Genomic DNA, 24214 nt, shown 5'->3' with positions numbered 1-24214 from the left:
TTGTCTGACGCAGGGAGTGCATCTCCGGAATCGTGCCGCGGCGCGGATCGCAGCGATTTCCACTTTCAGCGCGTCGTCGAAGCGGCGCCCAGCGCGATGGTCATGGTGAATGCCGCCGGCCGCATCGAACTCGTCAATGTGCAGGTGGAACGCGTCTTCGGCTATCAGCGCGCCGAGCTGATCGGCCAGCCCGTCGAGATCCTGCTGCCACAGCGTCTCAGGGAACATCACCCGAGTCTGCGTCAGGCTTTTTTCGCCGAACCGCAATCGCGCCCCATGGGCATCGGCCGCGATCTTTTCGCGCGGCGCAAGGATGGCAGCGAGTTTCCAGTCGAAATCGGTCTCAGCCCGATCGAGACCGAGGAAGGCACGATGGTGCTCTCGGCCATCGTCGATATTTCGGAACGCAGGCGCTCCGAGGAGCGTTTCCGCCTGGTGGTCGAGGCGGCCCCCAGTGCCATGGTCATGATCAATGCGCGGGGCGAGATCGAAATGGTGAACGCCCAGGCCGAGCGCGTCTTCGGCTACGAACGCGCGGAAATGCTCGGTCAGGCCGTCGAGATGCTGGTCCCGGAACGGCTGCGTGACCATCATCCCGGCCTGCGCCGCTCGTTCGCCGCCAATTCCCTGGCGCGGCCCATGGGCGCCGGGCGCGACCTCTATGCAAGGCGCAGGGATGGCAGCGAGTTTCCGGTGGAAATCGGCCTCAATCCGATCGAAACCGAGGACGGCACCAAGATCCTTTCGGCCATTGTCGACATTTCCGACCGTAAGCAGAAGGAACGCAGCATCGAGCAGGCATTGAAGGAAAAGGATGTCCTGCTCGGCGAAATTCATCACCGGGTGAAAAACAACCTACAGATCGTGCACTCGCTCCTTGATTTGCAATCCAGTCAAATCTCCGACCCTGTCGTCCTCGCCATGCTGCGCGACAGCCAGAACCGCGTCCACTCCATGGCGCTCATTCACCAGACGCTCTACCAGTCGCAGGATTTCGCCAGGCTCAATTTCGGCGCGTTCCTCGACAGTTTCGTGCCACTGCTGATTTCTTCCTATGCCATCCATGGCAACAAGATATCGGTGCAGATCGACGCGCATGAGGTCTCCCTGCCGATCAACAGCGCCATTCCCTGCGGCCTGATCGTCAACGAACTCGTCTCGAACGCCTTGAAACACGCCTTCCCCGACGGACGGCAGGGGCAGATTCTGCTTGAACTGAAACCGGACGAGGACGGTAATCTGATCCTGTCGGTCAGTGACGACGGGATTGGGCTGCCGCAGGAACTCGACCTGAAGATGGCAGGCAGCCTGGGCCTGCAGCTGGTATCGATGCTGGGCGATCAACTGCGCGGCAAGCTCGACATAAGGCGCCGGGATCCGACGCGCTTTACACTCCACATTCCCCGTCCCGACGAAATGAGGTGGGCTGAATGAATGCTGCAACTGTCATGGTGGTGGAGGACGAGCGCATCGTGGCGCTCAATCTGTGCCGTACGCTCAACCGGCTCGGCTACAAGGCGTCGACGATCGTCTCCAGCGGCGAAGAAGCGCTGCGCACCATCCGCGATGAAAAACCCGATGTCGTCCTGATGGACATCCACATCGAAGGCGAAATCGACGGCATCGAAACGGCGGCGCGCATCCCGCCCGGCATGATGCTGCCCGTGATCTACCTCACCGCTTATTCCGAGGACGCGACGCTGGAACGGGCGCGCGGCACCAAGCCCTATGGCTATCTGGTGAAACCCTTCTCCGAGCGCGAATTGCACGCCACCATCACCATGGCGCTGCAACGCCGGCAGAGCGACGTGGCGGTGCGCGAGAGCGAGGAACGCCTACGCCTCGCCCTTGCGGCGGCCGAACTCGGCTCCTGGGAGGTCGAGGCCGAGACGGGCCGGATCTATTGCAAGGAGCACGCGGCCCTCTATTCGGACGCGGCACCCCGGCTGATCGCCGAGAGCTTTCGCGACTTCCTGCCCACCGTACATGAAGCCGACCGGGACCTGGTCGAGGAAGCCTTCCACGTCGCCACCACCCGGACCGATCTGTGCGAGGTCGAATTCCGCCGGCTGAGCGGCAGCGGCGATGCCCGCTGGTTCCGCGTCATCGGCAGGACCTTTATCGACGACAGCGAAAGAAGGAGGCGGTTGCTGGGGGTCGTGCGCGACATTTCCAACCTGAAGGAGGCCGAGGAACAGCAGCGCCGGTCGGAAAAGAACTATCGCGACCTGATATCAACCATCGATGCGATCGTCTGGGAAGCGGACGTCGGTCGCGGCGTCCTGACTTATGTGAGCGACAGCGCCGAGCGGGTTCTCGGCTACACCGCGGCGCAATGGATGTCGACGCCCATGTTCTGGGAACATCATCTCTACCCCGGCGACCGGGCCCAGGCGGTGGCTGAGTATCATCTCGCGACGACGGCCGGCCGGGACTACGAATCGACCTATCGCATGATAGATGCCAAGGGCGATATCGTCTGGATTCACGAAGTCGTTTCGACCGTCGCCCGCACCGAGCGCACCGCCCTGGTCCGCGGCCTCATGGTCGACATCACCAGCCTCAAGACGGCGGAGGTGGAGGCCGAGGCTGCAAACAAACGCCTGGCCGAAAGCGAGAAACGCCTCGCCACCATTCTCGATACGGCGGCGGTCGGCATCGTGACGGTCGACGATCACATGCGCGTCCTCTCCTTCAACCGCGAGGCGGAACGCATCTTCGGCTATCCCGTCGACTCGATGATCGGAACCACGCTGGACCGCCTTATCCCCCGGCCGCTGCTTTACCGCCACCAGGAACATATGCGGCATTTCCTCAAGGGCCAAGAAACCAGCCGCGAGATGGGAGGTTGGCGCGAGGTGACCGGGCTTACCGCCGATGGACGCGTCATCCCGCTAGCCATCATCGTTTCCCGCGTCGAAGTGGCGGGCAGGGTCACGATGACCGCGATCATGCGCGACATGTCGGAAGCGCAGAAGGCCGAGGCCGACCTGCGCCGGCTCCTGGCCGAGCGTGAAATCGCGGTCGAGCGCGCCGAGGAAGCGAGCCGGGCCAAATCGAGCTTCCTAGCCGTCATGAGCCACGAGTTGCGCACGCCCCTCAATGCCATCATCGGATTTTCCGAACTGATGGGACGGGAAATGATGGGACCGCTCGACCCCGTCTATCGCGGATATGTTGCCGACATCCTGCAAAGCGGCCGGTTGCTGCGCGACCATGTGAACAACATCCTTGACCTGTCGCACATCGAATCCGGCCGGCACGATCTCAAGCTGGGCCGGGTGACCCTGAGCGACACCTGGGCCGGCATAGTCAGTCCCCTGATGGCCCAGGCCGATGCCAAGGGTGTCACGCTGCGCCTGCTGGAACCGGCCGACCGCATCGCCTTCAACGCAGATCGAAAGGCGCTGTCGCAGATCCTGCTTAATCTCGTATCCAACGGCATCAAATTCACCCCGTCCGGCGGCTCGGTCGAAATCGGATGTGCGGATATCGATGGCCCGGCCATCTTCGTGCGCGATACCGGCCGCGGCATCCCCACCGACAAACTCGCCGACGTACTGAAGCCCTTCGTCCAGGTATCCGACGCGCTCGTGCGCGATACCGGCGGCGTGGGCCTGGGCCTGGCGATCTGCAAATCGCTGATCGAGGCGATGGGCGGGCGTATCGATATCGCCAGCGAGTTCGGCAAGGGCACGACCGTGACGACGGTGCTGCCGCCGTGGCACGACAAATGACGCCGCTCAGTGCTCGGATCGTGCCTGGCGCAGTTCATGGGCCAGGCGCATTTTAGCGATCAGCGTGAACAAGGGTCCGGTCGGGACCCAGCTCGGCTTTTCGCGCGCCAGCGCATTTTCGGCGAGGAGCGAGGTTTCGCCGACGGCATGTTCGGCAATGAGCCTGCCCAGCAGCGTTCCGCGCGCCAGGCCGGCGCCGTTATAGCAGCCGGCGGCAAAGATGCCCGGCGACACTTCCTCGAAGACGAAGCTCCAGTTGCGGCTGGCGCACATATGACCGGACCAGGTGAACTCGATCGCATCCTTGGGCAGGAAGGGAAAGCGATGATTGAGGCCCATCTCGTGCCACGCCCGGCGCTTTTCCAGCATCTGCGCGCTGATGCCGTCCGGTTCATATTCGGCCGTGTTGCGCATCAGAATGCGCCGGTCGGCCGTGAGGCGCACGGTGGCGCCGCCTTCGACCGGGCACAACATGCCCCATGGCGCCACCTTGCCGATCTCTTCTTCCTCGGCTGGCGTCAGCGGCCGCGTCAGGCTGGCGGTGAGCGAGATCGGAAAGACCCGGCCCTGCTTCAGGCCCAGCCGCGGCATGAAGGCATTGAGCCCGACGATCGCGTGCGCCGCCTTGATGCTGCCTTGCGCCAGCGTCACCGTGGCACCGCCGCCGGCATTGGGCGCGATCTTCAACGCCTCGGTATTTTCATGACATTCGATCTGCGGCGGCAGATTGTCGATCAGGCCCTTGGCGAAGCGCGCCGGCTGCAGCAGCGCGTTGCCGCCGCCGATCCATAGGCCGTGACTGTAGAAGGCGATGCCGAGCCGCGCCTTGAGTGCGTCGGCATCGAGGATCTTCGCTTGCGTGCCATTGTCGTTGAGGACGCGCGCCCGTTCCTCCAGCGCCTTGAACTTCGCCCGCTCGCGCACGGCAAAGATATAGCCGCCCGCGTCATAGTCGCATGCGATGCCGAGCTCCGTCACCAGCCGCTTCACCTCCGCGCCCGCCGCCTTGTGGATCGCGGCATGCGCCAGATAGGCAGCGCGGTCGGCCGGCTTCTCAAGCTCGCCCGGCCCCGGCATTTCCACCGAAACCGCAAAACCCGAATTCCGTCCGCTCGCCCCCTGTCCCAGGCGTCTGCGGTCAATGAGCACGATGCGGTCGTTGGGATGCAACTCGGCCAGGCGCCGCGCCGCCGCCAGCCCCGTGAAGCCGCCGCCGATCACCAGCCAATCGGTCCTGATATCGCCGCCAAGCTGCGGAAACGCCCGATAGGTGCCAGCCAGCGCCACCCAGCCGCTGCGGTCGGCAATGGAAGGAGCGGCGTTCATGCCTTCACCTCGGCAACCTGCCCGCCGGTAAGCCGCGCCAGTTCCGCCGGCGTCAGCCGGAAGACCGCGTTGGGGGCACCGGCGGCGGCCCAGATTTCAGGATATTGCGCGAGATCGGCGTCGATCAGCACGGTGACCTGGCCGGTATGGCCGACGGGCGCCACCCCGCCGATGGCAAACCCCGTCTCGCTGCGGACGAAATCGGCATCGGCTTTGGCAATCTTCTCGCCGATCAGAAGCGCCAGCTTCTTTTCATCGACGCGGTTGATGCCCGATGCGATCACAAGGATCGCCTTGCCGGACTCCTTCCCGCGGAAGACCAGCGATTTGGCGATCTGTGCCTGGGTACAGCCGATGGCCTGCGCCGCGTCGGCGGCGGTGCGGGTCGATGCGTCGAACGCCTCGATCTCGGCCGGCAGTCCGGCCGCGATCAGGCAATCGCGCACACGCTCGACGCTGGCGCTCAATTGGCAAGCTCGCGCGAGCGGCGGGTGGCGGCGGCGATGGCGCGGTTCATCAAGGGCTGGATTCCGTCCTCGGCCATCAGCACATTGACTGCCTCCAGCGTCGTGCCCTTCGGGCTCATCACCGCCTGGCGCAAGGCAGTGGCGGATTCGCTCGACTGATACGCAAGCTCGCCGGAACCGCACACGGTCGAACGCGCGAGTTGCATGGCAAGATCGGCCGGCAGGCCATTGACCCGCCCGGCCTCCGCCAGCGCTTCAATGAGCAGGAAGACATAGGCCGGGCCACCGCCGGAAACCGCCGTCACCTGGTTGAGCAGTTCCTCATCATCGATCCAGGCCACTTCGCCCACCGCCGACAGCAACTGGCCGCAAAGATCGAGGATATTGGCGGGGACGCGGCTGTCGCGGCAGATCACGGTCATGCCGCGGCCGACCGCCGCCGGTGTGTTCGGCATAGAGCGCACGACGAGCGCGTCGTCGCCGAGCATGCGCTTGAAATAAGCGACCGTCTTGCCTGCCGCGATGGAAAGAAAGGTCGTGTCGGGACCGGCCATCTTTTTGTAATGGACCAGGGCCTCGTCCATGAATTGCGGCTTGACCGCAAGAAGCACGATCGCCGGCTTGAGGTCGCCAGGCAGCTGGTCCGGATGGTTGAGGATGTGGACGCCGGCCGCCTTGACGTCGTCGAGTTCCTTGGGAGCGAGGTCGACGACATAGACCTGCTCGGGATCGGCACCCTCTTTCAGCCAGCCCCTGAGCAGCGCGCCGCCCATCTTGCCGCAGCCGACGAGCAGCAGCGCACCCGGTAATGTCAACTTGCCCATGTCGTCCCCGCCCTCAGATGCCCGGGCGGTCGATGCTTGTCAGGCCGTGCCCACCGTATCGAGCAATGCCGCTTCGACCGCCTCCTGCGGTTTCTTACCGCCCCAGAGCAGGAATTGGAAGGCGGGGTAGAAGCGTTCGCATTCGTTGATCGCCGCTTCCATCAGATCCTCGAGCTGCTCGGCCGAAACGCCCGCCGTGCCGCGCAGCAGGATGGTATGGCGGAACATCGGCGCCGATTCTTCCGAGCACAGATCGAAATGGCCCAGCCACAGGCGTTCGTTGATATGCGCCAGCAATTCCGCAACGCCAGCGCGCTTCCCAGCCGGCACCTTGGTGTCGAACAGGCAGGAGAAATACAAGGCCCCCAGATCCTCCTGCCAGACGAAGAACATGCGGTATTCGCACCACTGGCCGGTGAATTCGACGATCATCTCCTCGTCGGTCGAACGGTCGTAGCGCCATTCATTGGCGTTGACCAATTCTTCCATCATGTCGAGGGGATTAGCGGTCGGGGCCAGGGTCGATTCGTGGTTCAACTGCATCGGAAGCGCCCTCCATGCGGTGGCTGCCGGGCCTGCCGGCCGCCTATGATCGACCAGGACTTTGCCTCATCGGAGCCGCCACTCATGGGGCGCGCGACCCCTAAGGCTTGATGGGATTGGTTAATTTCCCACCACATCTAGAGTCGCAAATTTAGCGCTGCAGTGCAAGGGGCATTTACGAAGTTTAATAGGCCTGTCTTAAAAGGCGATCCGGAATCGCCCCATAATCGATTGGCTAATCGATCAGCCCAGGCCCCTTTCGGTCAATTTGGCCTCGATTTCCTGGAGCCGGCGTTCCAGCTTGATCTGCTCCTCGCGGGCGGCCTGGGCGACGGCCTTCATGGTCTCGAATTCCTCCCGGCTGACCAGGTTCATCCGCCCGAGAAGCCGTTCCAGATGCTGCTGCACCTTGCCCTCGATCTCGGCCCGCAGACCGGTGAGCGAGCCCAGGGCACCGGTGGCCACTTTGGCCATGTCGTCGAGAATGCGGTTGTCGCTCTGCATGCTGAATGTTCCTAATCTTGTGGCTCGATCCTCAAGCCCTATATAACCGAGCCGCGCCCCGCTGACGAGAGCCCTGGAATGACACCGGAAACCAGCTATTTCATCTTTCCCGAATTCGATCCGGTGGCCCTCGCCCTGGGTCCCATCGTCATCCGCTGGTACGCGCTGGCCTATATCTTCGGCATTCTCATCGGCTGGCGCTACATGCTCTACCTCGCCAAGAAGCCGCCAGCGATCGTGAAGCCCAACCATTGCGAGGACATGATCGCCTGGGCCACGATCGGCACCATCGTCGGCGGGCGGCTTGGCCATGTGCTGCTGTGGGATCCCGGCTACTATTTCGGCCATCCGCTCGAGATCCTGATGGTGTGGCAGGGCGGCATGGCGTTCCATGGCGGCCTCATCGGCGTGATCGTCTCCATGTTGATCTATGCGCGCCGGGCCAAGATTCCGTTCTTCGCCCTGGCCGACCTTGCCGCCGCGGCAACGCCGATCGGGCTGGGCCTTGGGCGGCTGGCCAATTTCATCAATGGCGAACTGGTCGGGCGCCCGACCGATGTGCCCTGGGCGGTGATCTTTCCCCATATCGACAATCTGCCGCGTCATCCGAGCCAGCTTTACGAGGCGCTGACCGAAGGCGTCCTGCTGTTCGCGATCCTCGCCATCCTCGCGCACCAGCAGAAGATCCGCGAGCGTCTCGGCACGCTCTCCGGCGTGTTCCTCATCGGCTATGCCTTTGCGCGCATGTTCTCGGAAATGTTCCGCGAGCCGGAAGCGCTCACGGGCACGTTGGTCGAGACCACTTGGGGCCAGTGGCTTTCCGTGCCGATGCTGGTCTACGGCCTCTATCTGGTCTGGCGCGGCCGGCGCCCGGTGGCGGCCCGATAGAGATGCATCCGGCCCAGCGCAGCATCCGGCAACGCATCGCGCTCGAAGGGCCGCTCACCGTGGCGGCGCTGATGGAAGAGGCGCTCGCGGGACGCAACGGCTACTACCGCGACAACGATCCGCTGGGGGTGGAAGGCGATTTCATCACCGCGCCCGAAGTCAGCCAGATGTTCGGCGAGCTTATCGGCCTGTGGTGCGTCGATACCTGGCAGCGCCTGGGTTCGCCCGCTTCTTTCCATCTGGTCGAGATGGGGCCTGGGCGCGGCACCTTGATGGCGGATGCGCTGCGCGCCGCGCGCGTGGCACCCGCTTTCCTCGCCGCCAAGCAATTGCACCTGGTCGAGATCAACGAGGCGCTGCAGCGCAAGCAGGCGGAAAAACTGCACGAGCACACGCCCCGCTGGCACACAACCTTGGCCGAGGTGGCGGACGGGCCGATGATCCTCATCGCCAACGAACTGTTCGACGCGCTGCCGATCCATCAGCTGGAAATGACGGCGCAGGGCTGGCGCGAGCGCGTCGTGGCCCTGAACGGCGACACGCTGCAATTCGGCCTTGCGGCACCCGGGCCGGCACTCGGCCTGCTGCGCCCGGCGCACAAAGCCGCCGAGACGGGCGCCATCGCCGAAGTAAGCCCCGCCTCGATCGGCCTGGTGGATGCGATCGCCCGGCGCATCGTGGCCGACAATGGCGCGGCACTCATCGTCGATTACGGACCTGCGGAGAGCGGCCTCGGCGATTCCTTCCAGGCGCTGAAGCGGCATCGCTATCATGCGCCGCTCGAGGAATTGGGGGCGGCCGACCTTACCGCCCATGTCGATTTCGGCGCGCTGAAGGCCGCGGCGGAAGAGGCCGGCGCGCAGGTCTTCGGCCCGGTGACGCAAGGCGACTTCCTCCGCGCGCTCGGCATCGAACTTCGGGCCGACATGCTGGCCAAGAAATCGGACCTCGCCACCACCGAAATCCTGCGCCGACAGGTGCACCGCTTGATTGCGCCCGAACAAATGGGCAGGCTGTTCAAGGCCATCGGCCTGGCCGGACCCGCGCTCGACACCGACAGATTGGGAGGATTGGCCGGATTATGATCGTGACCGTGGATGAATTCGACCGCCTCCAGAACATCCGGCACGGCTTCCTCACCCGCCGCGGCGGCGTCAGCGACGGCATCTACGATTCCCTCAATTGCGGCTTGGGGACAACCGACGAACGAACACGCGTGTTCGAGAACCGCGCCCGTGCGATGAAGGCCGCGGGCCTTCCCGATGCCCCCCTCAACACCGCCTATCAGGTGCATTCGGCCAAGGTGCTGGTGGTGGACCAGCCGCTCGACCAGTCCAACCGGCCGGAAGTGGACGGCCTCGTCACCCGCATCAGGGGCATCAATCTGGGCGTGCTCACCGCCGATTGCGGGCCGGTGCTCCTTGCCGATGCAAGGGCCGGCGTGGTCGGCGCCGCGCATGCCGGCTGGAAGGGGGCGCTGGGCGGTGTCCTCCAGGAGACGGTGCGCGCGATGGAAACATTGGGCGCCCGGCGCCAGGACATCGTCGCCGCGGTCGGACCCTGCATCGGTCAGGATTCATATGAAGTCGGCACCGAATTCCCCACACCCTTCATCGAGCAGGACAAGGGCAATGCGCGCTTCTTCGCCGCCAATGCCTGCCGCAGGTTCCAGTTCGATCTGGCCGGCTATTGCGCGGCACAGCTCGAAGCGCTGAACCTTGCCCAGGTAATCGTGACCGGCCACGACACCTGCGCGCTGGAGGATGATTTCTTCAGCTACCGACGCAAGACCAAGCGGGGCGAACCGGATTACGGCAGACAGGTTTCGGTGATCGGTCTCATCTGAAGGAAGAGGTTCGCCTATGTCGCACGCACATGAAGAATATAAGCCCGGACGGCGCATCATTCATACCAAGGCCAAGCCCTTCGCGCCCTATGACATGGAAGGGCCGGTGCAAACCGACATGTCGGTGATCGAACTCTCTTACGACCGGGGCAACAAGCAGGGCGCCTATCTCATCCGCATGGAACCCGGCGCCCAAACCATTACCCACGAACATCCCTTCCGCGAGGAATTCATCATCCTGGAAGGCGAACTCATCGAGAGCGACGGCACCGTGCTGCGCGTGGGCGACTTCGTCATGTATGAGCCGGGCACGGCCCATAACAGCCGCACGGAAAAGGGCTGCCTGCTGCTGGGGATCGATTGGCAGCGACACTAGTTGAGCGGGAACGAGGGTGGCGACCGATGCATGACCGAGGTGACAAACAGCGACCATGACCTCCAATTTCCTCTCCTACGTCGGCTGGACGGTGGCGACCCTGCTGCCGATCATCAATCCGATTTCGGCCGCGGGCATGCTGATCGGGATTACCGGCAACCTCACCACGGTCGAGCGCAACCGGCAGATCACCATGGCCTGCATCTACATGACCGGCATCCTGCTGAGCTTCCTGCTGGCCGGCGTGCTGATCATGGATCTGTTCGGCATTTCCATCCCGGGCCTGCGCATCGCCGGGGGCATGATCGTGGCGTTCCTGGGCTTTCGCATGCTGTTCCCGCAGGAGAGCACGCTCGACACCGATTCCGATATCGAGGCGCGGCAGAAGATGGACATTTCCTTCACGCCGCTGGCGATGCCGGGACTTTCCGGTCCCGGCTCCATTGCACTGGTCATCACCATGTCCACGACGGTGCAGCAATCGGGCGAGCTCAGTACGCCGATGACCTATACCGTCATTTCGATCGGCATCGTCATCACCGCCATCATCATCTGGTTCTGCCTGCGCGCGGCGGGCCTCTTCAACCGGCTGCTCGGCGCCAACGGCATCGCCGCCATTTCACGCATCATGGGCTTCCTGATGGTGTGCATCGGCGTGCAGTTCGCCATCAACGGCGTCAAGGACCTGCTGCACGATCCGGAATTCTGGCCGGCGAGCTTTCCACCGTCGGCAACGGGGACGCATTAGGCGTCCGCGGCGCCATGTCCATCCTCGGCGCGCTGCGATGCCGGGCCCCTGGCACGGGTCAGGTTGAGCGCGGAGTTGACGAGAGCGATATGGGAAAAGGCCTGCGGGAAATTGCCGATAAGGCGTCTTTCGCGCGGATCATATTCTTCCGAAAGCAGGCCGAGATCGTTGCGCAAGGCCAGCAGGCGTTCAAATAGGGCCGCCGCTTCATCCGGCCTGCCCTGGAGAATGAGATTGTCGACCAGCCAATAGCTGCAGGCCAGAAAGACCCCTTCATCGTGCGGCAGGCCGTCCCGCGTCTCGTCCGTATTGTAGCGCAGCACGAAGCCATCGACCGTAAGATGACGCCGAATCGCCGCGACCGTGCCGACGATGCGTGGGTCGTCGGGCGGCAGGAAACCCACCAACGGCAGCAGCAGAAGGCTGGCATCGAGCGCGCTGCTGTCATAGGCCTGGACAAAGCTGTTCCGTGCCGCGTCGAAGCCATGGGCGCAGATTTCGGCGTGGATGCGGCGGCGCAGGTTCCGCCAGCGCACGACCGGCCCGGTGCCATGGCCTTTTTCGACGCTGGCGATGGCGCGGTCGAAGGCGACCCAGGCCATGACCTTGGAAAAAGTGAAATGCTGGCGGCCGCCGCGTGTTTCCCAGATACCTTCGTCGGGTTCCTGCCAGACCCGCTCGAGATGTTCGGTAACGGCCCGCTGCACCCCCCAGGCGGTCGGATCAAAGGAGAGTCCGCCATGGCGCGCCTGATAGAGCGCATCCATCAGCTCGCCATAGACATCGAGCTGCAGCTGTCCGGCGGCGGCATTGCCGATGCGGACAGGCCTGGAACCTTCATATCCGGCGAGCCAGTCCGCCTCCCATTCGGCGAGGCGCCGTTCACCGGCAATGCCGTAAACGGTCTGCATCTGCGCCGGGCTGCCGGCGACAGCGCGAATCAGCCAATGCCGCCAGGATTCAGCTTCGTCGAAATAGCCGGTATGCATCAACGACAGAAGCGTCAGCGTGGCATCGCGGATCCAGCAATAGCGATAATCCCAGTTCCGGATGCCGCCGATCTTTTCGGGCAGCGACGTCGTGGGCGCGGCGACGATACCGCCCGTCGGCCGGTAGGCGAGCGCCTTCAGCGTGAGGAGCGAGCGCATCACCGCGTCGCGCCAGGGTCCGCTATAATTGCAGCGTCCGGCCCATTCCGCCCAGCCGGACATCGTGTCGTTCAGCGCCTGGATCGCATCGATGCTGGGCGCCAGGGGGAGGTGCGATGGCTGGTGGGTGAGGACGAAATCGACACGCTCGCCGGCCGCGACCGAGAATTCCGCCGACGTACGCCTGTCTTCGCCGTGCAGCGGCACGGCAGTCCGCAAGATGACCCGGTCGGGCCCCGCCACGATGGAGATGCCGGCCTCGCCGGCAAGCTGTTCGACCCCCAGTTTTTCCGCCCCCAGTTTTTCCACCCAGGGCACCGAAGCGCCATAGTCGAAACGCAAGACCAGCTCCATGCGCATCGTCACGCGCCCGCGGCGTCCTTCGACGATGCGCACCAGATCGGACAGGTCGACGCTCGTCTCGTCATGATGGGGCGGCATGAAATCGATCACCGCCACCTCGCCCTCGGCGGTGGCGAAGACAGTCTCCAGGACCAATGTGTCGCCGCGATACGAACGCCCGGCCGCGACCGCGCCGTTCGCTGGCGCAATCCGCCAGGTTCCATTCGCACTGTCGCCGAGAAGCGCTGCAAAACAGGCCGGCGAGTCGAAGCGCGGCCAGCACAGCCAGTCGATGGCACCGTCGCGCCCGACCAGCGCCGCCGTCTCGCAATCGCCGATCAGGGCATAATCTTCGATGCGCGAGCTCATGCGTCTCCTGAGTGCGCCTCTTGGGCGAGACAAGTCCGGTCCAGGAGCAACGATGGAAGCGGCGCCCGGTTCCGTTTCAGGTCCTGGTGATGGAAACCCCGCCATCGACCAGCGAGGCGGTACCGGTGACGAAACTTGCATCGTTGGACGCAAGATAGAGGACAGAACGGGCCAGTTCCTCGGGGCGGGCGGCGCGCTTCAGGGCGTGGAGGCCAGTGATGAAGGCTTGCGATTCGGCCGTGTCGTTCATGCCGCGGTACATCGGCGTGTCGACGGCGCCCGGCAGGATGGCGTTGACGCGGATGTTCTCGGGGCCGTGTTCGGCGGCCAGTACCTGGGTCAAACCGATAAGGCCCGACTTGCTGGCGGCATAGGCGGCGGTGCCCGGGAAACCCACCGTATGACCGACGAAGGTCGAGGTGAAGACGATGGAACCGCCGCCGCGCTTCCTCATCGCCGGGATCTGATGCTTGGCGCCGAGAAAGGCGGAAGTGAGATTGACGGCGAGCGTCTCGGCGAAGCCCTGCTCGGTCACATCGACGACCGAGCCCATGGCGCCCAGGGTCCCGGCATTGTTGAAGGCGATGTCGAGCCCGCCATAAACCTTCTCGGCCAGTGCCACCATGGCCTTGCTATAGGCTTCCGAGACCACGTCGCCGGCCAGCGCCACGGCTTCGCCGCCGGCCGAACCGATTTCGGCCACCAGGCTGTCGAGTTCGGCTTGGCGGCGGGCGCCCACGACCAGCTTGGCGCCTTCGCGCGCAAACAGCTTGGCGGTTTCCCGGCCGATGCCGGAGCTGGCCCCGGTCACGATCGCCACTTTTCCACTCAATCGTCCCATGACGCACCTTCCTGAAATTCTTCGCGGGCCGGGCCCAGCGCCCGGCCGATGCGAGGAAGGTAGGTCGCAAGCGTTCTTGAAGGAAGACAGTGGAAATGATCATATCATTCAGCTTTTATGAATGATGAGGTGGAGCATGGATCGGCTGCGCGCCTTCGAAATATTCGCTTCCGTCGTCGCCAAGGGCAGCTTCGCCAAGGCGGCGGAGACCTTGGAAACGTCACCCGCCAATGTGACGCGCTATGTGAGCGAGCTGGAGGCGCATCTGGCGACGCGCCTCCTCAACCGTTCGTCACGGAAATTGTCGCTGACCGAAAGCGGCCGGGCGCTCTATGAGCGCTGCACGGCGATCCTCGATGATGTGGCGGAAGCGGAGGCCCTGGCCGGCGCCACGACCCTGCGACCGCGCGGACACCTGCGCATCAACGCGCCGGTGAGCTTCGGCATCCGCTATCTGGCGGCGCTGTGGCCGGACTTCATGCGCCGCTATCCGGAAATCGCCCTCGACGTCGACCTCGGCGACCGCGTCGTCGACATGGTGGAGGAAGGCTACGATCTGGTGGTGCGTGTTTCGCCGCAGGGTTCGACCGCGCATGTGGCGCGGAAGCTCGCCGTCTCGCGCAACATCGTCTGCGCGGCACCCGCCTATCTGAAGCGCCACGGCACGCCCAAGATACCGGCCGATCTCGCCCGCCACGCCACCATCGGCTATTCCTATGCCGCCACGGGCGACGAATGGCACTTCGCCGGCAAGGACGGCAAGGCGGAGATCGTGAGGACGCGCGCCGTCATGCACACGAACAATGGCGACACGATGCGGGCGGCCGCCATCGCCGGCCACGGCATCATGCGGCCGGCGATGTTCATGGTGGCGGAGGATCTGAAAGCGGGGCGGCTGGTGCGCATCCTCGGCGAACATCCGCTGCCGGACACCGACCTGTTGGCGATCTATCCCAGCCGCCGGCATATCAGCGCCAAGGTCCGCGTCATGGTCGACTTCCTCGCCACCGCGTTCAAGGGAACGCCGCCCTGGGAGCGGGTGTAGGCGAACCCTCTTGCCAGGGGAGTCCGCCCGAACCCTCAGGCCGAGCGGACGCTTTCGAGGAACTGCGTCACCGACTGGCGCAACGTGTCGGCCTGGCGCGAGAGATCGGCGGCGGTGCCCAACACCTGGGTCGAGGCGGCGCCGGTTTCACCGGCCGCCTGGGTGACGCCGCCGATATTGGTGGAGACGTCCTGAGTGCCCTGCGCCGCCTGCTGGACGTTGCGCGCGATCTCCTGGGTGGCGGCACCCTGTTCCTGCACGGCGGAGGCGATGGTGGTGGTGATCTCGCTCATCTGGCCGATGATGGTGGAGATGCCCTTGATGGCGGAGACCGCCTCTTCGGTACTGGTCTGCATGCCGCTGATCTGGGCGCTGATATCGTCGGTGGCCTTGGCCGTCTGCGTGGCGAGGTTCTTCACCTCCGACGCCACGACGGCAAAACCCTTGCCGGCTTCGCCCGCGCGCGCCGCCTCGATGGTGGCGTTCAAGGCGAGGAGATTGGTCTGGCTGGCGATCTCGTTGATGAGGCCCACCACGGCGCCGATCTTCTGCGCCGCCTCCGCGAGGATGCGCACGGCGGCGTCGGTGCGCTCGGCGTCGGCCACGGCCTGCCCCGCTATATGGGTCGATTGCTCGACCTGGCGGCTGATCTCGGCCACGGAGGCCGAGAGCTCGTCGGCGGCGGCGGCCACCGTCTGCACATTGGCCGATGCCTGTTCGGAGGCGGCGGCCACCGCCGTGGCCTGGCGGCTGGTCTCCTCCGCGGTCGAGGACATGCTCTGCGCGGTCGCCTGCAATTCGGTCGAGGCCGAGGTGAGCTGTGTCAGTTCGTTCGACATGGTGTCGTCGAAAGTCTTGATGAGGCCGTCAACCACCTGCTGGCGGCGTTCCTTGGCGCGCTGTTCCTCGGCCTGCTCGGCGCGCATCGCCTCGGCCGCCAGCGCCGTGTCCTTGAAGACCTGGAGGGCGCGGGCGATATCGCCGATTTCGTCGCCGCGCGCGGCCCCGGCAATCTCGATGGCGAGATCGTTCCGGGAGAGGCGGTTGAGCTGGTCGATCGAACCGGTGAGCGGCTTGCTGATGCCGACGGTGGCCAGCAGATAGCCGAAGGCGAGGCCGCCGACGACACCGGCCAGGGCGACGACGATCATCAGCGTCTGGGCGAAGGCGGCGTCGGCAGCGGCCTTGGCCGAAACCTCGTCGCCCTGCTGGTTGACGAAGTCGGAATAGGCGCGCACGGTCTTCTGCAACTCGTCCGCCTGCGGTCGGCTCTTGGCCACCGCATCGAGGAGCTGCGCTTGCGCGCCGCCCAGCTGCACACTGGCGCCGATCTGGCGCGCCAGATCGAAGGTGCCGTCGACATGCGTGTTATATGCCTTGTAGTTCTGCTCGATCTCGTCGAGCAGCTTCAGGCGGATCTCGCCGGCGGTGCTGCGCAGCTGCGCCAGGCGCTCCTCGAACAGCTTGCGGTCCTCGGCGAGACGGGCAAGGCGCGCCTCAAGCCCCTGCTGCGAGGGGTCGAGGGCCAGGAAATATTCGGTGCGGTTGAGGCCGATGACGTTCTGGTTGAGGCGCGCGCTGGTGACGCCTTCGAGCGCGCTGATGGTGACATTGCCGAGATCGGTGGCAGCACTCCTGAGATAGACGACGCCGACCCCGGCCACCGTGCCGATGATCACGGCCATCACGCCGACAAGCAGGATCAGTTTCGAACGCATCTTCCAATTGCTGAGATTCATGATGACTTCGTCTCCAGAGAGTTTTGTTCGTGGGGATGAGTGAGTGAGGTGGCGGGCTTAGATCGGCGCGGCGGCCGAGCGCGGCGGATCCAGCGCCACGTCCTGCTGCAGGGCGTTGAGCAAGGTGGCGATATCGCGGCCGACCGCTTCCATCCGGTAGAGACTGACAGCCAGATCCTCGCCACTGACGATGGCGCGCCGCACGGCGTCGATAGCGCCGCAATAGGTATCGGTAAGGCGCACCAGGGCGGCGCTGTCCTGCTCGCGGGCGAGCTGCAGCAGCTCGCCGACAACGCGCTCGGCGGTCGTCGCCAGGGCCGCGCTCCGCTGGGCCAGAACCTCGTACCGCCGAATCTGAAATCGCGAATGCATTGGCACCCCAGCCCAGGAACATGATGGATGGACGACGTGCCCTCTTTGGGAACATTGTCCGCAAGCCGGCAAGGTCGACGTTAAGAATTAACGCTTTATTGATTGAAGCGGGCGTTCGACAGAACTCGGTTTGATTGTTCCCGCTCATGCAAAACTTGCTTCTTTTCCAAACAAACTTTGCCGCCGGCCCTTGTCGAGAACGGCCATCGCAGGACAGTAGTCTTAAGGGCGATGGGTGGGGGCGAAAGCCAGATGGGGGCGATGGCGAAACGGGGCATGCTGACGCTCTCGACCGAGGATGTGCCGTCCGGCGAGCGGCTGGCCTATTGGGAGGCCTGCGTCGCGCGCGTCTACCTGCCGATGTCGATCCGGCCGCAGGGAGATGCGCCCTTCCGTGCCGAATTGACGGCCGGCAGCCTCGACGACATCAAGCTGGCGCAGATCAGCACGACCGCACAGAGCGGCAGGCGCACGGTGCTGGGCGAACGCTGTCTGCTGCTGATCAACCTCGACGGCACGATTCACCTTCGGCATGGCGACAGCGACGTGACCCTGGAACGGCACGACATGGCGCTGGTCGACGCGCGGCTGCCGTCGGCCTACAGCATTCCCGGCAACGCCCTCACCCTGGCGCTCAGCCTGCCGCGCGAGGCGCTGGCCGACAGGCTGCCGACGGGCGCTCGTTTTGCCGCCGCCAAGCTGCCGGCCGGCCTGCCGATGCAGCAGATGACGATCGGCTTCTTCACCAACCTCTATGAGAATTTCGGCGCGGCTGCGGCGGACCTCAGCCAGCCGACCGCGCTGCGCATCGCCGGCCACGCGGTCGACCTGCTCGGCATCGCGCTCGGCGACGTGATGGCGCAGGAGCCCGCCACGACGCCCTACCGCGCCGCCTTGCTGCGCCGGATCAAGGATTTCGTCGAGGAACATCTCCACGAGCCGATGCTGGGCGTGCAGGTGGCGGCCGCGAAATACCGCATCAGCGCACGCTATGTCGCCATGCTGTTCCGCGAGGACGGCACCACGTTCGGCGAATTCCTGCGCCAGCGGCGCCTGGAGCGGGCGCGGCGGCAATTGGAAGCGCTGGATGCCACCGCCCGCCAGATCGGCGAGATCGCGCTGGCGGCGGGCTTTGCCAGCCAGGCGCATTTCAGCCGCCTGTTCCGCGCCGCCTACCGCAAGTCGCCGCGCCAATACCGCAGCGCTTTCGAACGTGCCGGAACGGAGCTGAACGGCGTGCCGCGACGCGGCGGCGATCCGCTGTAGGTTCCTAGGCGGCCCGTGGCCCGCGATCGAAGGTCGTGGCGACGACGCCGGCGACGATGACGGCGGCGCCCGCCCAGGTGACCGGCCCATAGCGTTCGCCCAGCACGCAAACGCCGACGATGAGGCCGGTGGCGGCGGCGACATAGCCGATCTGGCTGAGATAGACCGGACCGCCCGCCACCTGCAGGCGGAAGAAGAGCGCGAACATAAGCGCCGCCAGCGCCACCTGTGCCGCCACCAGGAAGGGGTTGAGGGCCAGCATCGCGAACGGCAGGCCGCCGTCGAGGAGCAGGGCCGCCGCGATGAGACAGAGGGCCGCCACCGCATTGCTGCCCGTGGCGAGTACCAGCGGCACGCCGCCATCGGGCCAGTCGATCGTGCGGTAGACATTGCCGGCGGCAAGGCTCAGCGGAATGACCAAAGCGAGGAGTGCCCAGCTGAGGTCGGCCGGGCGGTCGACCTGCCCCTTGGAGAAGACGACGACGAGCGCCCCGATGCAGCCCAGCACGATGCCGGCGATCCCCAGCGCGCCCGGGCGGCGTGTGCCGAGGAGGATCGAGAAGACCAGGGTAACGATCGGCGAGAGCGTGAAATAGATCGTCGTCATGCCGGCGCCCAGATGCGGGATCGCCGTATAGATGACGAGGTTGGGGATGACGTAGGCAAGGAACGCGGTGACGAGATAATAGCGCAGATGCTGCCGGTCGAACGGCACGCGCTGCCGGCGCGCCATCAGGATGGCAAGGAGCACCAGGGCGCCGCCGCCGGCAATGGCGAAAGCCCAGGCGGCCGCGGAAATCCCGCTCTCGCGCGCGATCTTGCCCATCGGCGCGAAGAGGCCAAGCAGCACGCCGGTGGAGATGAGGAGGCGTAGGGCGAGAAGGCGCTGGGCGTGAGGCATGGGGCCGGATATGCGTTGGAGAAAGAGGGTCGCCTGCCCCCTCTCCAGCTCGCCCCCCTCAAGGGGGCAGAGGGATGGAACGAGGCGGTTGCGGCCGTTCAAAGTGACGGATGTCACGCCACCGTATCGACATGGCCTGGATCGCCGGCGGGTTTGGGGTCGCCTTTTGCGACGCCGACGAGGGCTGGGCGCAGGAGGCGGTCGTGCATGGTGTAGCCGGCCTGCAGCACCTGGACCACGATGCCGTTGGGCTGGGTGGTGCCCGGTACTTCGAACATGGCCTGGTGGAGGTTGCTGTCGAACTTCTCGCCTTCGGGCCACAGGCGCTTGATATGCTGGCGGGTGAAGGCCGCATCCAATTGCCGCTCGGTCGCGGAGACGCCGTCGAAGAGGGATTTCAGCGCCTCGTCCTGGGCCAGTGCCTCGGCCGGAATGGCAGCCAGCGCCCGGTGCAGATTGTCGGCCACGTCGAGCATCTCCTTGGCGAAGCTGGCGGCCGCATATTTGGCGGTCTCGTCGCGCTCGCGCGTCAGACGGCGGCGCGTATTCTCGGTCTCGGCCACCGCGCGCAGCAGCTGGTCCTTCATGGCGAGATAGTCGGCCTGCAAGGCCGCAAGGTCGATCGCCTCCGGCGCCACATTCTCCTCTGCGCCGCCCACCGGATTGTCCACAACCTCTTTTTCCTCAGAACCCGTCATCACGACGTCGAACTCCTACTCGATAATCAAATTGCTGAATCAGCCGAGGATTCGGCCGATGACCTTGGCGGTATAATCCACCATGGGAATGATGCGCGCATAATTTATGCGGCTGGGGCCGATCACGCCGATGGCGCCGATCAGCCGGCGCTGGCTGTCGCGGTAGGGCGAGATGACCGCCGAACAGCCGGCAAGGCCGAAAAGGTCGTTCTCGGCGCCGATATAGATCTGCACGCCATCGGCCACTTCCGCCGCCTCGACCAATTTAAGCAGCTGCTCCTTGGTTTCAAGGGCGGCAAAGAGCGAACGCAGGCGCTCCAGGTCGCCGATTCCGGTTACATCCTCAAGGAGATGCGCCTGGCCGCGCACGATGAGGGCGCCGCTATTGTCTTCCTTCGACCAGGAGGCAAGGCCAGCTTCGACCACCTGCTTGGCCAGGGCATCGAGGGCCGCGCGCTCGCTTTCCAGTTCCACGAGGATCTGGTCGCGGCCCATCCCGAGCGTACGGCCGGCAAGGCGCGTGGTGAGATAGTTCGTGGCCTCGATCAGTGCCGAAGACGGCAGACCCAGCGGCACGTCGATAATGCGATTCTCGACCATGCCGCCTTCGGTCACCATGACGACGAGGGCGCGGCCGGGCGCCAGATGCACGAATTCGATATGCTTCAGGGGCCTGTCGCTCTTGGGCGCCATCACCATGCCGGCGCAGCGCGACAGGCCGGAGAGCATCAAGGTCGCCTGATCGAGTACTTCCGGGAGCGAGCGCCCGGTGGCGGCGCATTGCACGTCGATCGAGGCACGGTCGTCTTCCGTCAAGCCCCCCGTCTCCATCAGTCCGTCGACGAAGAGCCGGAGGCCAAGATCGGTGGGCAGGCGTCCGGCCGAGGTATGCGGGGCAAAGAGCAGGCCCAGTTCCTCGAGATCCGCCATGACGTTGCGAATCGTCGCCGGCGACAATTGCCCGCCGGTCATCTGGCCGAGCCGGCGCGACAGCGTGCGGGAGCCCACCGGTTCGCCGGTTTCGACATAGGCCTCGACGATGGTCCGGAAAATATCGCGCGAGCGGGCCGACAATTCGCTCAAGACCGGCCGGTGCTGATTCGGATTCAAGGTCGAATTCGGTCTATATTGCATGGCGTTACCCAGGTTTTCCGGCTGTATCTAGGCGGTCCCGCGGTCGCGTTCAACAGTCCGGCGCATTATGTCCGTTACCTGCGGCCACGGCAAATCCTCCCCAATCGTTAACAAATATTGACCAAGGTTCTTGCGGCGTATTGCCGCACTCGCCCCAGGGTTTTGCCAAGGCGCATGCTTTCGCCGCATTTTTAGGGCGTTTTCAGACACTTCCTGCGACATTTAGCCCTTGGGGAAGCTTGAGCTAGATCAAGGTCCCGTGTAGTTTCAGCCTGCTTGCGGAGGTTTTCCAGCTACTGGAATCGGCCGCACGAAGTCGATAAGGGGATGCGCGACCAGGAGGGAGCCGGCAACGGTGGCCTTCGGATCGCGAGATTGATCATGCCAGGGCGGTCGGGTCGGATCCTGTTTAAGGATTTTAGTCCCAATCCCCTAGCCAGAACGGATGGGACCGATATGTTTCTCAATCGCACGAATACCGGAATGAGGCTGGCTGGGGCTTTCGCTCTGCTGAATGCCACCCTGCTGGGGAGCGCCGGTTCGGCCTTCGCCCAGGAAGCCGCCGTCATCGGCGCGCCGCAGCCGCAACAGCTGGGCATGCAGGTAGCCGCGACCTCGATCGCCGCCGACAGCCATCATTTCCACAATATGGTCCTGCTGCCGATCATCACGGTGATCAGCATCTTCGTGATGCTGCTGCTGCTTTATATCATGTTCCGCTTCCGCGCCTCGAAGAACCCGGTGCCCTCGAAGACGACGCATCACACCGGCCTCGAGATCGCCTGGACCGTCATTCCCATCCTGATTCTGATTGTCATTTCGATCCCCAGCTTCAAGCTGCTCTACAAGCAGCTCGACCTGCCCAAGTCCGACCTCACCATCCGCGCCATCGGCCACCAGTGGTACTGGTCCTACGAGTATCCGGACAATGGCAATTTCACCTTCGACGCGAACATGATCCAGACCGCGGATCTGAAGCCCGGCCAGCTGCGCCTTCTGGAGACCGACAATGAAGTGGTCGTGCCGGTCGGCAAGAACATCCGCATCCAGATCACCTCGACCGATGTGATCCATTCCTGGACCGTGCCCAGCTTCGGCATCAAGCACGACGCCGTGCCGGGCCGCGTCAACGAGAGCTGGTTCAACATCGATGCCGACAAGCCGGGCCTCTATTACGGCCAGTGCTCGGAACTGTGCGGCACGGCCCATGCCTATATGCCGATCAAGATCCGCGCCGTCACCGAGGCCGAGTACAATGCCTGGGTCGCGGAAGCGCAGAAGAAGTTTGCCAAGGTAGACGGGGTTACGGTCCCCGGCAGCAATCCGACGGATGTCGCGATTGCCGCACCGGCCGCAACGAGCAGCGCGGCCCCGGCGGCCAATTGATCGAACATAGCTAATCCGATTTAGGGACAAGAGCCATGAGCCCCGTCAGTACACATCATCACGACGCCCATCACGACCATCATCCGACCGGTCTATCCCGCTACCTCTTCTCGACGAACCATAAGGACATCGGCACGATGTACCTTATCTTCGCGATCTTCGCGGGCCTGATCGGCGGTGCCTTCTCGATCTACATGCGCGCCGAGCTGATGAACCCCGGCATCCAGTATTTCGGCACCGATGCGCAAGTCGACGGCCAGCATTGGAACGTCATCATCAGCGCCCACGCCCTGCTGATGATCTTCTTCACCGTCATGCCGGCGCTGATCGGCGGATTCGGCAACTGGTTCGTGCCGCTCATGATCGGCGCGCCCGACATGGCGTTCCCGCGCATGAACAATATCAGCTTCTGGCTGCTCGTTCCCTCGATCGCCCTCCTCGTCGGCTCGGCCTTCGTCGATGGCGGTGTCGGCTGCGGCTGGACGCTCTATCCGCCGCTCTGCTCGGAAGGGCAGCCTGGCATGGCGGTCGACATGGCGATCTTCTCGATGCACCTCGCCGGTGCCTCGTCGATCCTCGGCGCCATCAACTTCATCACCACCATCTTCAACATGCGCGCCCCCGGCATGACGCTGCACCGGATGCCGCTGTTCGTCTGGTCGGTGCTGGTCACGGCCTTCCTGCTGCTCCTCTCGCTGCCGGTTTTCGGCGGCGCCATCACCATGATGCTGACCGACCGCAATTTCGGCACGGCCTTCTTCAAGCCGGACCAGGGCGGCGACCCGATCCTGTTCCAGCATCTGTTCTGGTTCTTCGGCCATCCGGAAGTCTACATCCTCATTCTCCCGGGCTTCGGCATCATCAGCCAGATCGTCTCGACCTTCTCGAAGAAGCCGGTGTTCGGCTATCTCGGCATGGCCTACGCGATGGTCGCGATCGGCTTCGTCGGCTTCGTCGTCTGGGCGCACCACATGTATACGGTGGGCCTCGATGTCGACACGCGTGCCTATTTCACCGCCGCCACGATGGTCATCGCCGTGCCGACGGGCGTGAAGATATTCAGCTGGATCGCCACGATGTGGGGCGGTTCGATCGAGTTCAAGGTGCCCATGGTCTGGGCCTTCGGCTTCATCTTCCTGTTCACCGTCGGCGGTGTGACCGGCGTGGTGCTGGCCAATGGCGGTCTCGACCAGAGCCTGCATGACACCTATTACGTGGTGGCGCATTTCCACTACGTGCTTTCGCTCGGTGCCGTGTTCGCGATCTTTGCCGCCTACTATTATTGGATAGCCAAGATCACCGGCCGCGAGCATCCGGCCTGGGCAGGCCACCTGCACTTCGTGACGACTTTCATCGGTGTGAACCTGACCTTCTTCCCGCAGCACTTCTTAGGGTTGGCGGGCATGCCGCGGCGCTACCCGGATTATCCGGACGCCTATGCGACGTGGAACTATGTGTCGTCGATCGGCGCTTTCATCGCCTTCGGCTCCACGCTCTTCTTCGTGGTGATGGCCCTTTACACGGTCTTCGCCGGCCGCAAGGCGGTGTCGAACCCCTGGGGGGCCGGTGCCACCACGCTGGAATGGACGCTGCCCTCGCCGCCGCCGTTCCATACCTTTGAAGAGCTGCCGGTGATCGAGGCAGCCAAGCACCACTGACGTGACGAAAAGCGGGCGGCGGAGCAACCCTCCGCCGCCCGACTGGTTTGAGATCG

The 24214-nt window shown here is 64.4% G+C and carries 23 protein-coding genes; 11 read left to right on the top strand and 12 right to left on the bottom strand.

What is annotated here, in order from left to right; all coding sequences use genetic code 11:
• Window positions 1-1434: a PAS domain S-box protein gene (locus tag ACE3TY_RS15565; protein WP_374654563.1), complete on the top strand. Its 1434-nt coding sequence runs from the start codon at window positions 1-3 to the stop codon at window positions 1432-1434.
• Window positions 1431-3737, top strand: a complete 2307-nt coding sequence (locus ACE3TY_RS15560; RefSeq protein WP_374654561.1) for a PAS domain S-box protein — start codon at window positions 1431-1433, stop codon at window positions 3735-3737. The genes ACE3TY_RS15565 and ACE3TY_RS15560 overlap by 4 nt, the downstream gene beginning before the upstream one ends.
• A 6-nt stretch (window positions 3738-3743) precedes the next feature.
• On the opposite strand, the gene ACE3TY_RS15555 is transcribed toward ACE3TY_RS15560, so the two are convergent.
• From ACE3TY_RS15555 to ACE3TY_RS15535, 5 genes are all read right to left on the bottom strand, one after another.
• A complete protein-coding gene (locus tag ACE3TY_RS15555) occupies window positions 3744-5063 on the bottom strand; it encodes an NAD(P)/FAD-dependent oxidoreductase (protein ID WP_374654559.1) in 1320 nt (439 codons plus the stop codon).
• Complete coding sequence (locus ACE3TY_RS15550) at window positions 5060-5530, bottom strand: YbaK/EbsC family protein (protein WP_374654557.1); 471 nt, start codon at window positions 5528-5530, stop codon at window positions 5060-5062. The genes ACE3TY_RS15555 and ACE3TY_RS15550 overlap by 4 nt, the downstream gene beginning before the upstream one ends.
• On the bottom strand, window positions 5527-6354 hold the full coding sequence (gene proC / locus ACE3TY_RS15545; RefSeq protein ID WP_374654555.1) for a pyrroline-5-carboxylate reductase: 828 nt from the start codon (window positions 6352-6354) through the stop codon (window positions 5527-5529). Before proC ends, ACE3TY_RS15550 begins: the two co-directional genes overlap by 4 nt.
• Before the next feature lie 39 nt (window positions 6355-6393).
• Complete coding sequence (locus ACE3TY_RS15540) at window positions 6394-6897, bottom strand: YbjN domain-containing protein (protein ID WP_374654553.1); 504 nt, start codon at window positions 6895-6897, stop codon at window positions 6394-6396.
• A gap of 243 nt (window positions 6898-7140) precedes the next feature.
• The gene (locus ACE3TY_RS15535) at window positions 7141-7401 is read right to left on the bottom strand and encodes an accessory factor UbiK family protein (RefSeq protein WP_374654551.1); all 261 of its coding nucleotides are present in this window, start codon (window positions 7399-7401) and stop codon (window positions 7141-7143) included.
• 78 nt (window positions 7402-7479) lie between these two features.
• Between ACE3TY_RS15535 and lgt the strand changes: the two genes are divergently transcribed.
• Genes lgt through ACE3TY_RS15510 form a run of 5 tightly spaced genes read left to right on the top strand, consistent with a single transcriptional unit; the run spans window position 7480 to window position 11259 of the window.
• Window positions 7480-8289 (top strand): prolipoprotein diacylglyceryl transferase, encoded by an 810-nt coding sequence (gene lgt / locus ACE3TY_RS15530; protein ID WP_374654549.1) that lies wholly within the window; start codon window positions 7480-7482, stop codon window positions 8287-8289.
• 2 nt (window positions 8290-8291) lie between these two features.
• Window positions 8292-9374, top strand: coding sequence for a class I SAM-dependent methyltransferase (locus ACE3TY_RS15525; protein ID WP_374654547.1), 1083 nt, complete (start codon window positions 8292-8294; stop codon window positions 9372-9374).
• Window positions 9371-10135: a peptidoglycan editing factor PgeF gene (gene pgeF, locus ACE3TY_RS15520; protein WP_374654545.1), complete on the top strand. Its 765-nt coding sequence runs from the start codon at window positions 9371-9373 to the stop codon at window positions 10133-10135. The genes ACE3TY_RS15525 and pgeF overlap by 4 nt, the downstream gene beginning before the upstream one ends.
• Window positions 10136-10151: 16 nt before the next feature.
• Entirely contained in the window at window positions 10152-10511 is a 360-nt protein-coding gene (locus ACE3TY_RS15515; protein WP_374654543.1) for a cupin domain-containing protein, read from the top strand.
• 55 nt (window positions 10512-10566) lie between these two features.
• On the top strand, window positions 10567-11259 hold the full coding sequence (locus tag ACE3TY_RS15510) for a MarC family NAAT transporter (protein ID WP_374654541.1): 693 nt from the start codon (window positions 10567-10569) through the stop codon (window positions 11257-11259).
• On the opposite strand, the gene ACE3TY_RS15505 is transcribed toward ACE3TY_RS15510, so the two are convergent.
• Window positions 11256-13118: a glycoside hydrolase family 15 protein gene (locus ACE3TY_RS15505; protein WP_374654539.1), complete on the bottom strand. Its 1863-nt coding sequence runs from the start codon at window positions 13116-13118 to the stop codon at window positions 11256-11258. The two genes, ACE3TY_RS15510 and ACE3TY_RS15505, sit on opposite strands and share 4 nt — an antisense overlap.
• Before the next feature lie 76 nt (window positions 13119-13194).
• Entirely contained in the window at window positions 13195-13959 is a 765-nt protein-coding gene (locus ACE3TY_RS15500) for an SDR family oxidoreductase (protein WP_374654537.1), read from the bottom strand.
• Window positions 13960-14095: 136 nt separating this feature from the next.
• Here ACE3TY_RS15500 and ACE3TY_RS15495 point away from each other — a divergent pair, with 136 nt between their 5' ends.
• Window positions 14096-15004 (top strand): LysR substrate-binding domain-containing protein, encoded by a 909-nt coding sequence (locus ACE3TY_RS15495; RefSeq protein ID WP_374654535.1) that lies wholly within the window; start codon window positions 14096-14098, stop codon window positions 15002-15004.
• A 35-nt stretch (window positions 15005-15039) separates the two neighbouring features.
• On the opposite strand, the gene ACE3TY_RS15490 is transcribed toward ACE3TY_RS15495, so the two are convergent.
• Together ACE3TY_RS15490 and ACE3TY_RS15485 are read right to left on the bottom strand one after the other, a co-directional pair.
• The gene (locus tag ACE3TY_RS15490; RefSeq protein WP_374654533.1) at window positions 15040-16743 is read right to left on the bottom strand and encodes a methyl-accepting chemotaxis protein; all 1704 of its coding nucleotides are present in this window, start codon (window positions 16741-16743) and stop codon (window positions 15040-15042) included.
• Window positions 16744-16800: 57 nt separating this feature from the next.
• Window positions 16801-17115: a hypothetical protein gene (locus ACE3TY_RS15485; RefSeq protein WP_374654531.1), complete on the bottom strand. Its 315-nt coding sequence runs from the start codon at window positions 17113-17115 to the stop codon at window positions 16801-16803.
• Window positions 17116-17376: 261 nt separating this feature from the next.
• On the opposite strand from ACE3TY_RS15485, the gene ACE3TY_RS15480 reads away from it, so the two are divergent.
• Window positions 17377-18381 carry a helix-turn-helix domain-containing protein gene (locus tag ACE3TY_RS15480; protein ID WP_374654529.1) on the top strand — a complete coding sequence of 335 codons (1005 nt, stop codon included), beginning with the start codon at window positions 17377-17379 and terminating at the stop codon, window positions 18379-18381.
• A 4-nt stretch (window positions 18382-18385) separates the two neighbouring features.
• Here the strand turns inward: ACE3TY_RS15480 and ACE3TY_RS15475 are convergent, their stop codons facing one another.
• The 3 genes from ACE3TY_RS15475 to hrcA form a co-directional block, all read right to left on the bottom strand.
• Window positions 18386-19282, bottom strand: coding sequence for a DMT family transporter (locus ACE3TY_RS15475; protein ID WP_374654527.1), 897 nt, complete (start codon window positions 19280-19282; stop codon window positions 18386-18388).
• Between the two features lie 113 nt (window positions 19283-19395).
• Window positions 19396-19980, bottom strand: coding sequence for a nucleotide exchange factor GrpE (gene grpE, locus ACE3TY_RS15470; protein WP_374654668.1), 585 nt, complete (start codon window positions 19978-19980; stop codon window positions 19396-19398).
• 39 nt (window positions 19981-20019) lie between these two features.
• Complete coding sequence (gene hrcA / locus ACE3TY_RS15465; RefSeq protein ID WP_374654525.1) at window positions 20020-21114, bottom strand: heat-inducible transcriptional repressor HrcA; 1095 nt, start codon at window positions 21112-21114, stop codon at window positions 20020-20022.
• A 456-nt stretch (window positions 21115-21570) separates the two neighbouring features.
• Here hrcA and coxB point away from each other — a divergent pair, with 456 nt between their 5' ends.
• A complete protein-coding gene (gene coxB, locus ACE3TY_RS15460; RefSeq protein ID WP_374654523.1) occupies window positions 21571-22500 on the top strand; it encodes a cytochrome c oxidase subunit II in 930 nt (309 codons plus the stop codon).
• A gap of 35 nt (window positions 22501-22535) precedes the next feature.
• A complete protein-coding gene (ctaD, locus tag ACE3TY_RS15455; protein ID WP_374654521.1) occupies window positions 22536-24158 on the top strand; it encodes a cytochrome c oxidase subunit I in 1623 nt (540 codons plus the stop codon).
• Window positions 24159-24214 lie beyond the last annotated feature (56 nt).

Origin of the sequence: Dongia sp. (assembly GCF_041918875.1) — a bacterium.
Classification (GTDB): Bacteria; Pseudomonadota; Alphaproteobacteria; order Dongiales; family Dongiaceae; genus Dongia.
This window is presented reverse-complemented; position numbering and strand designations above follow the sequence as displayed.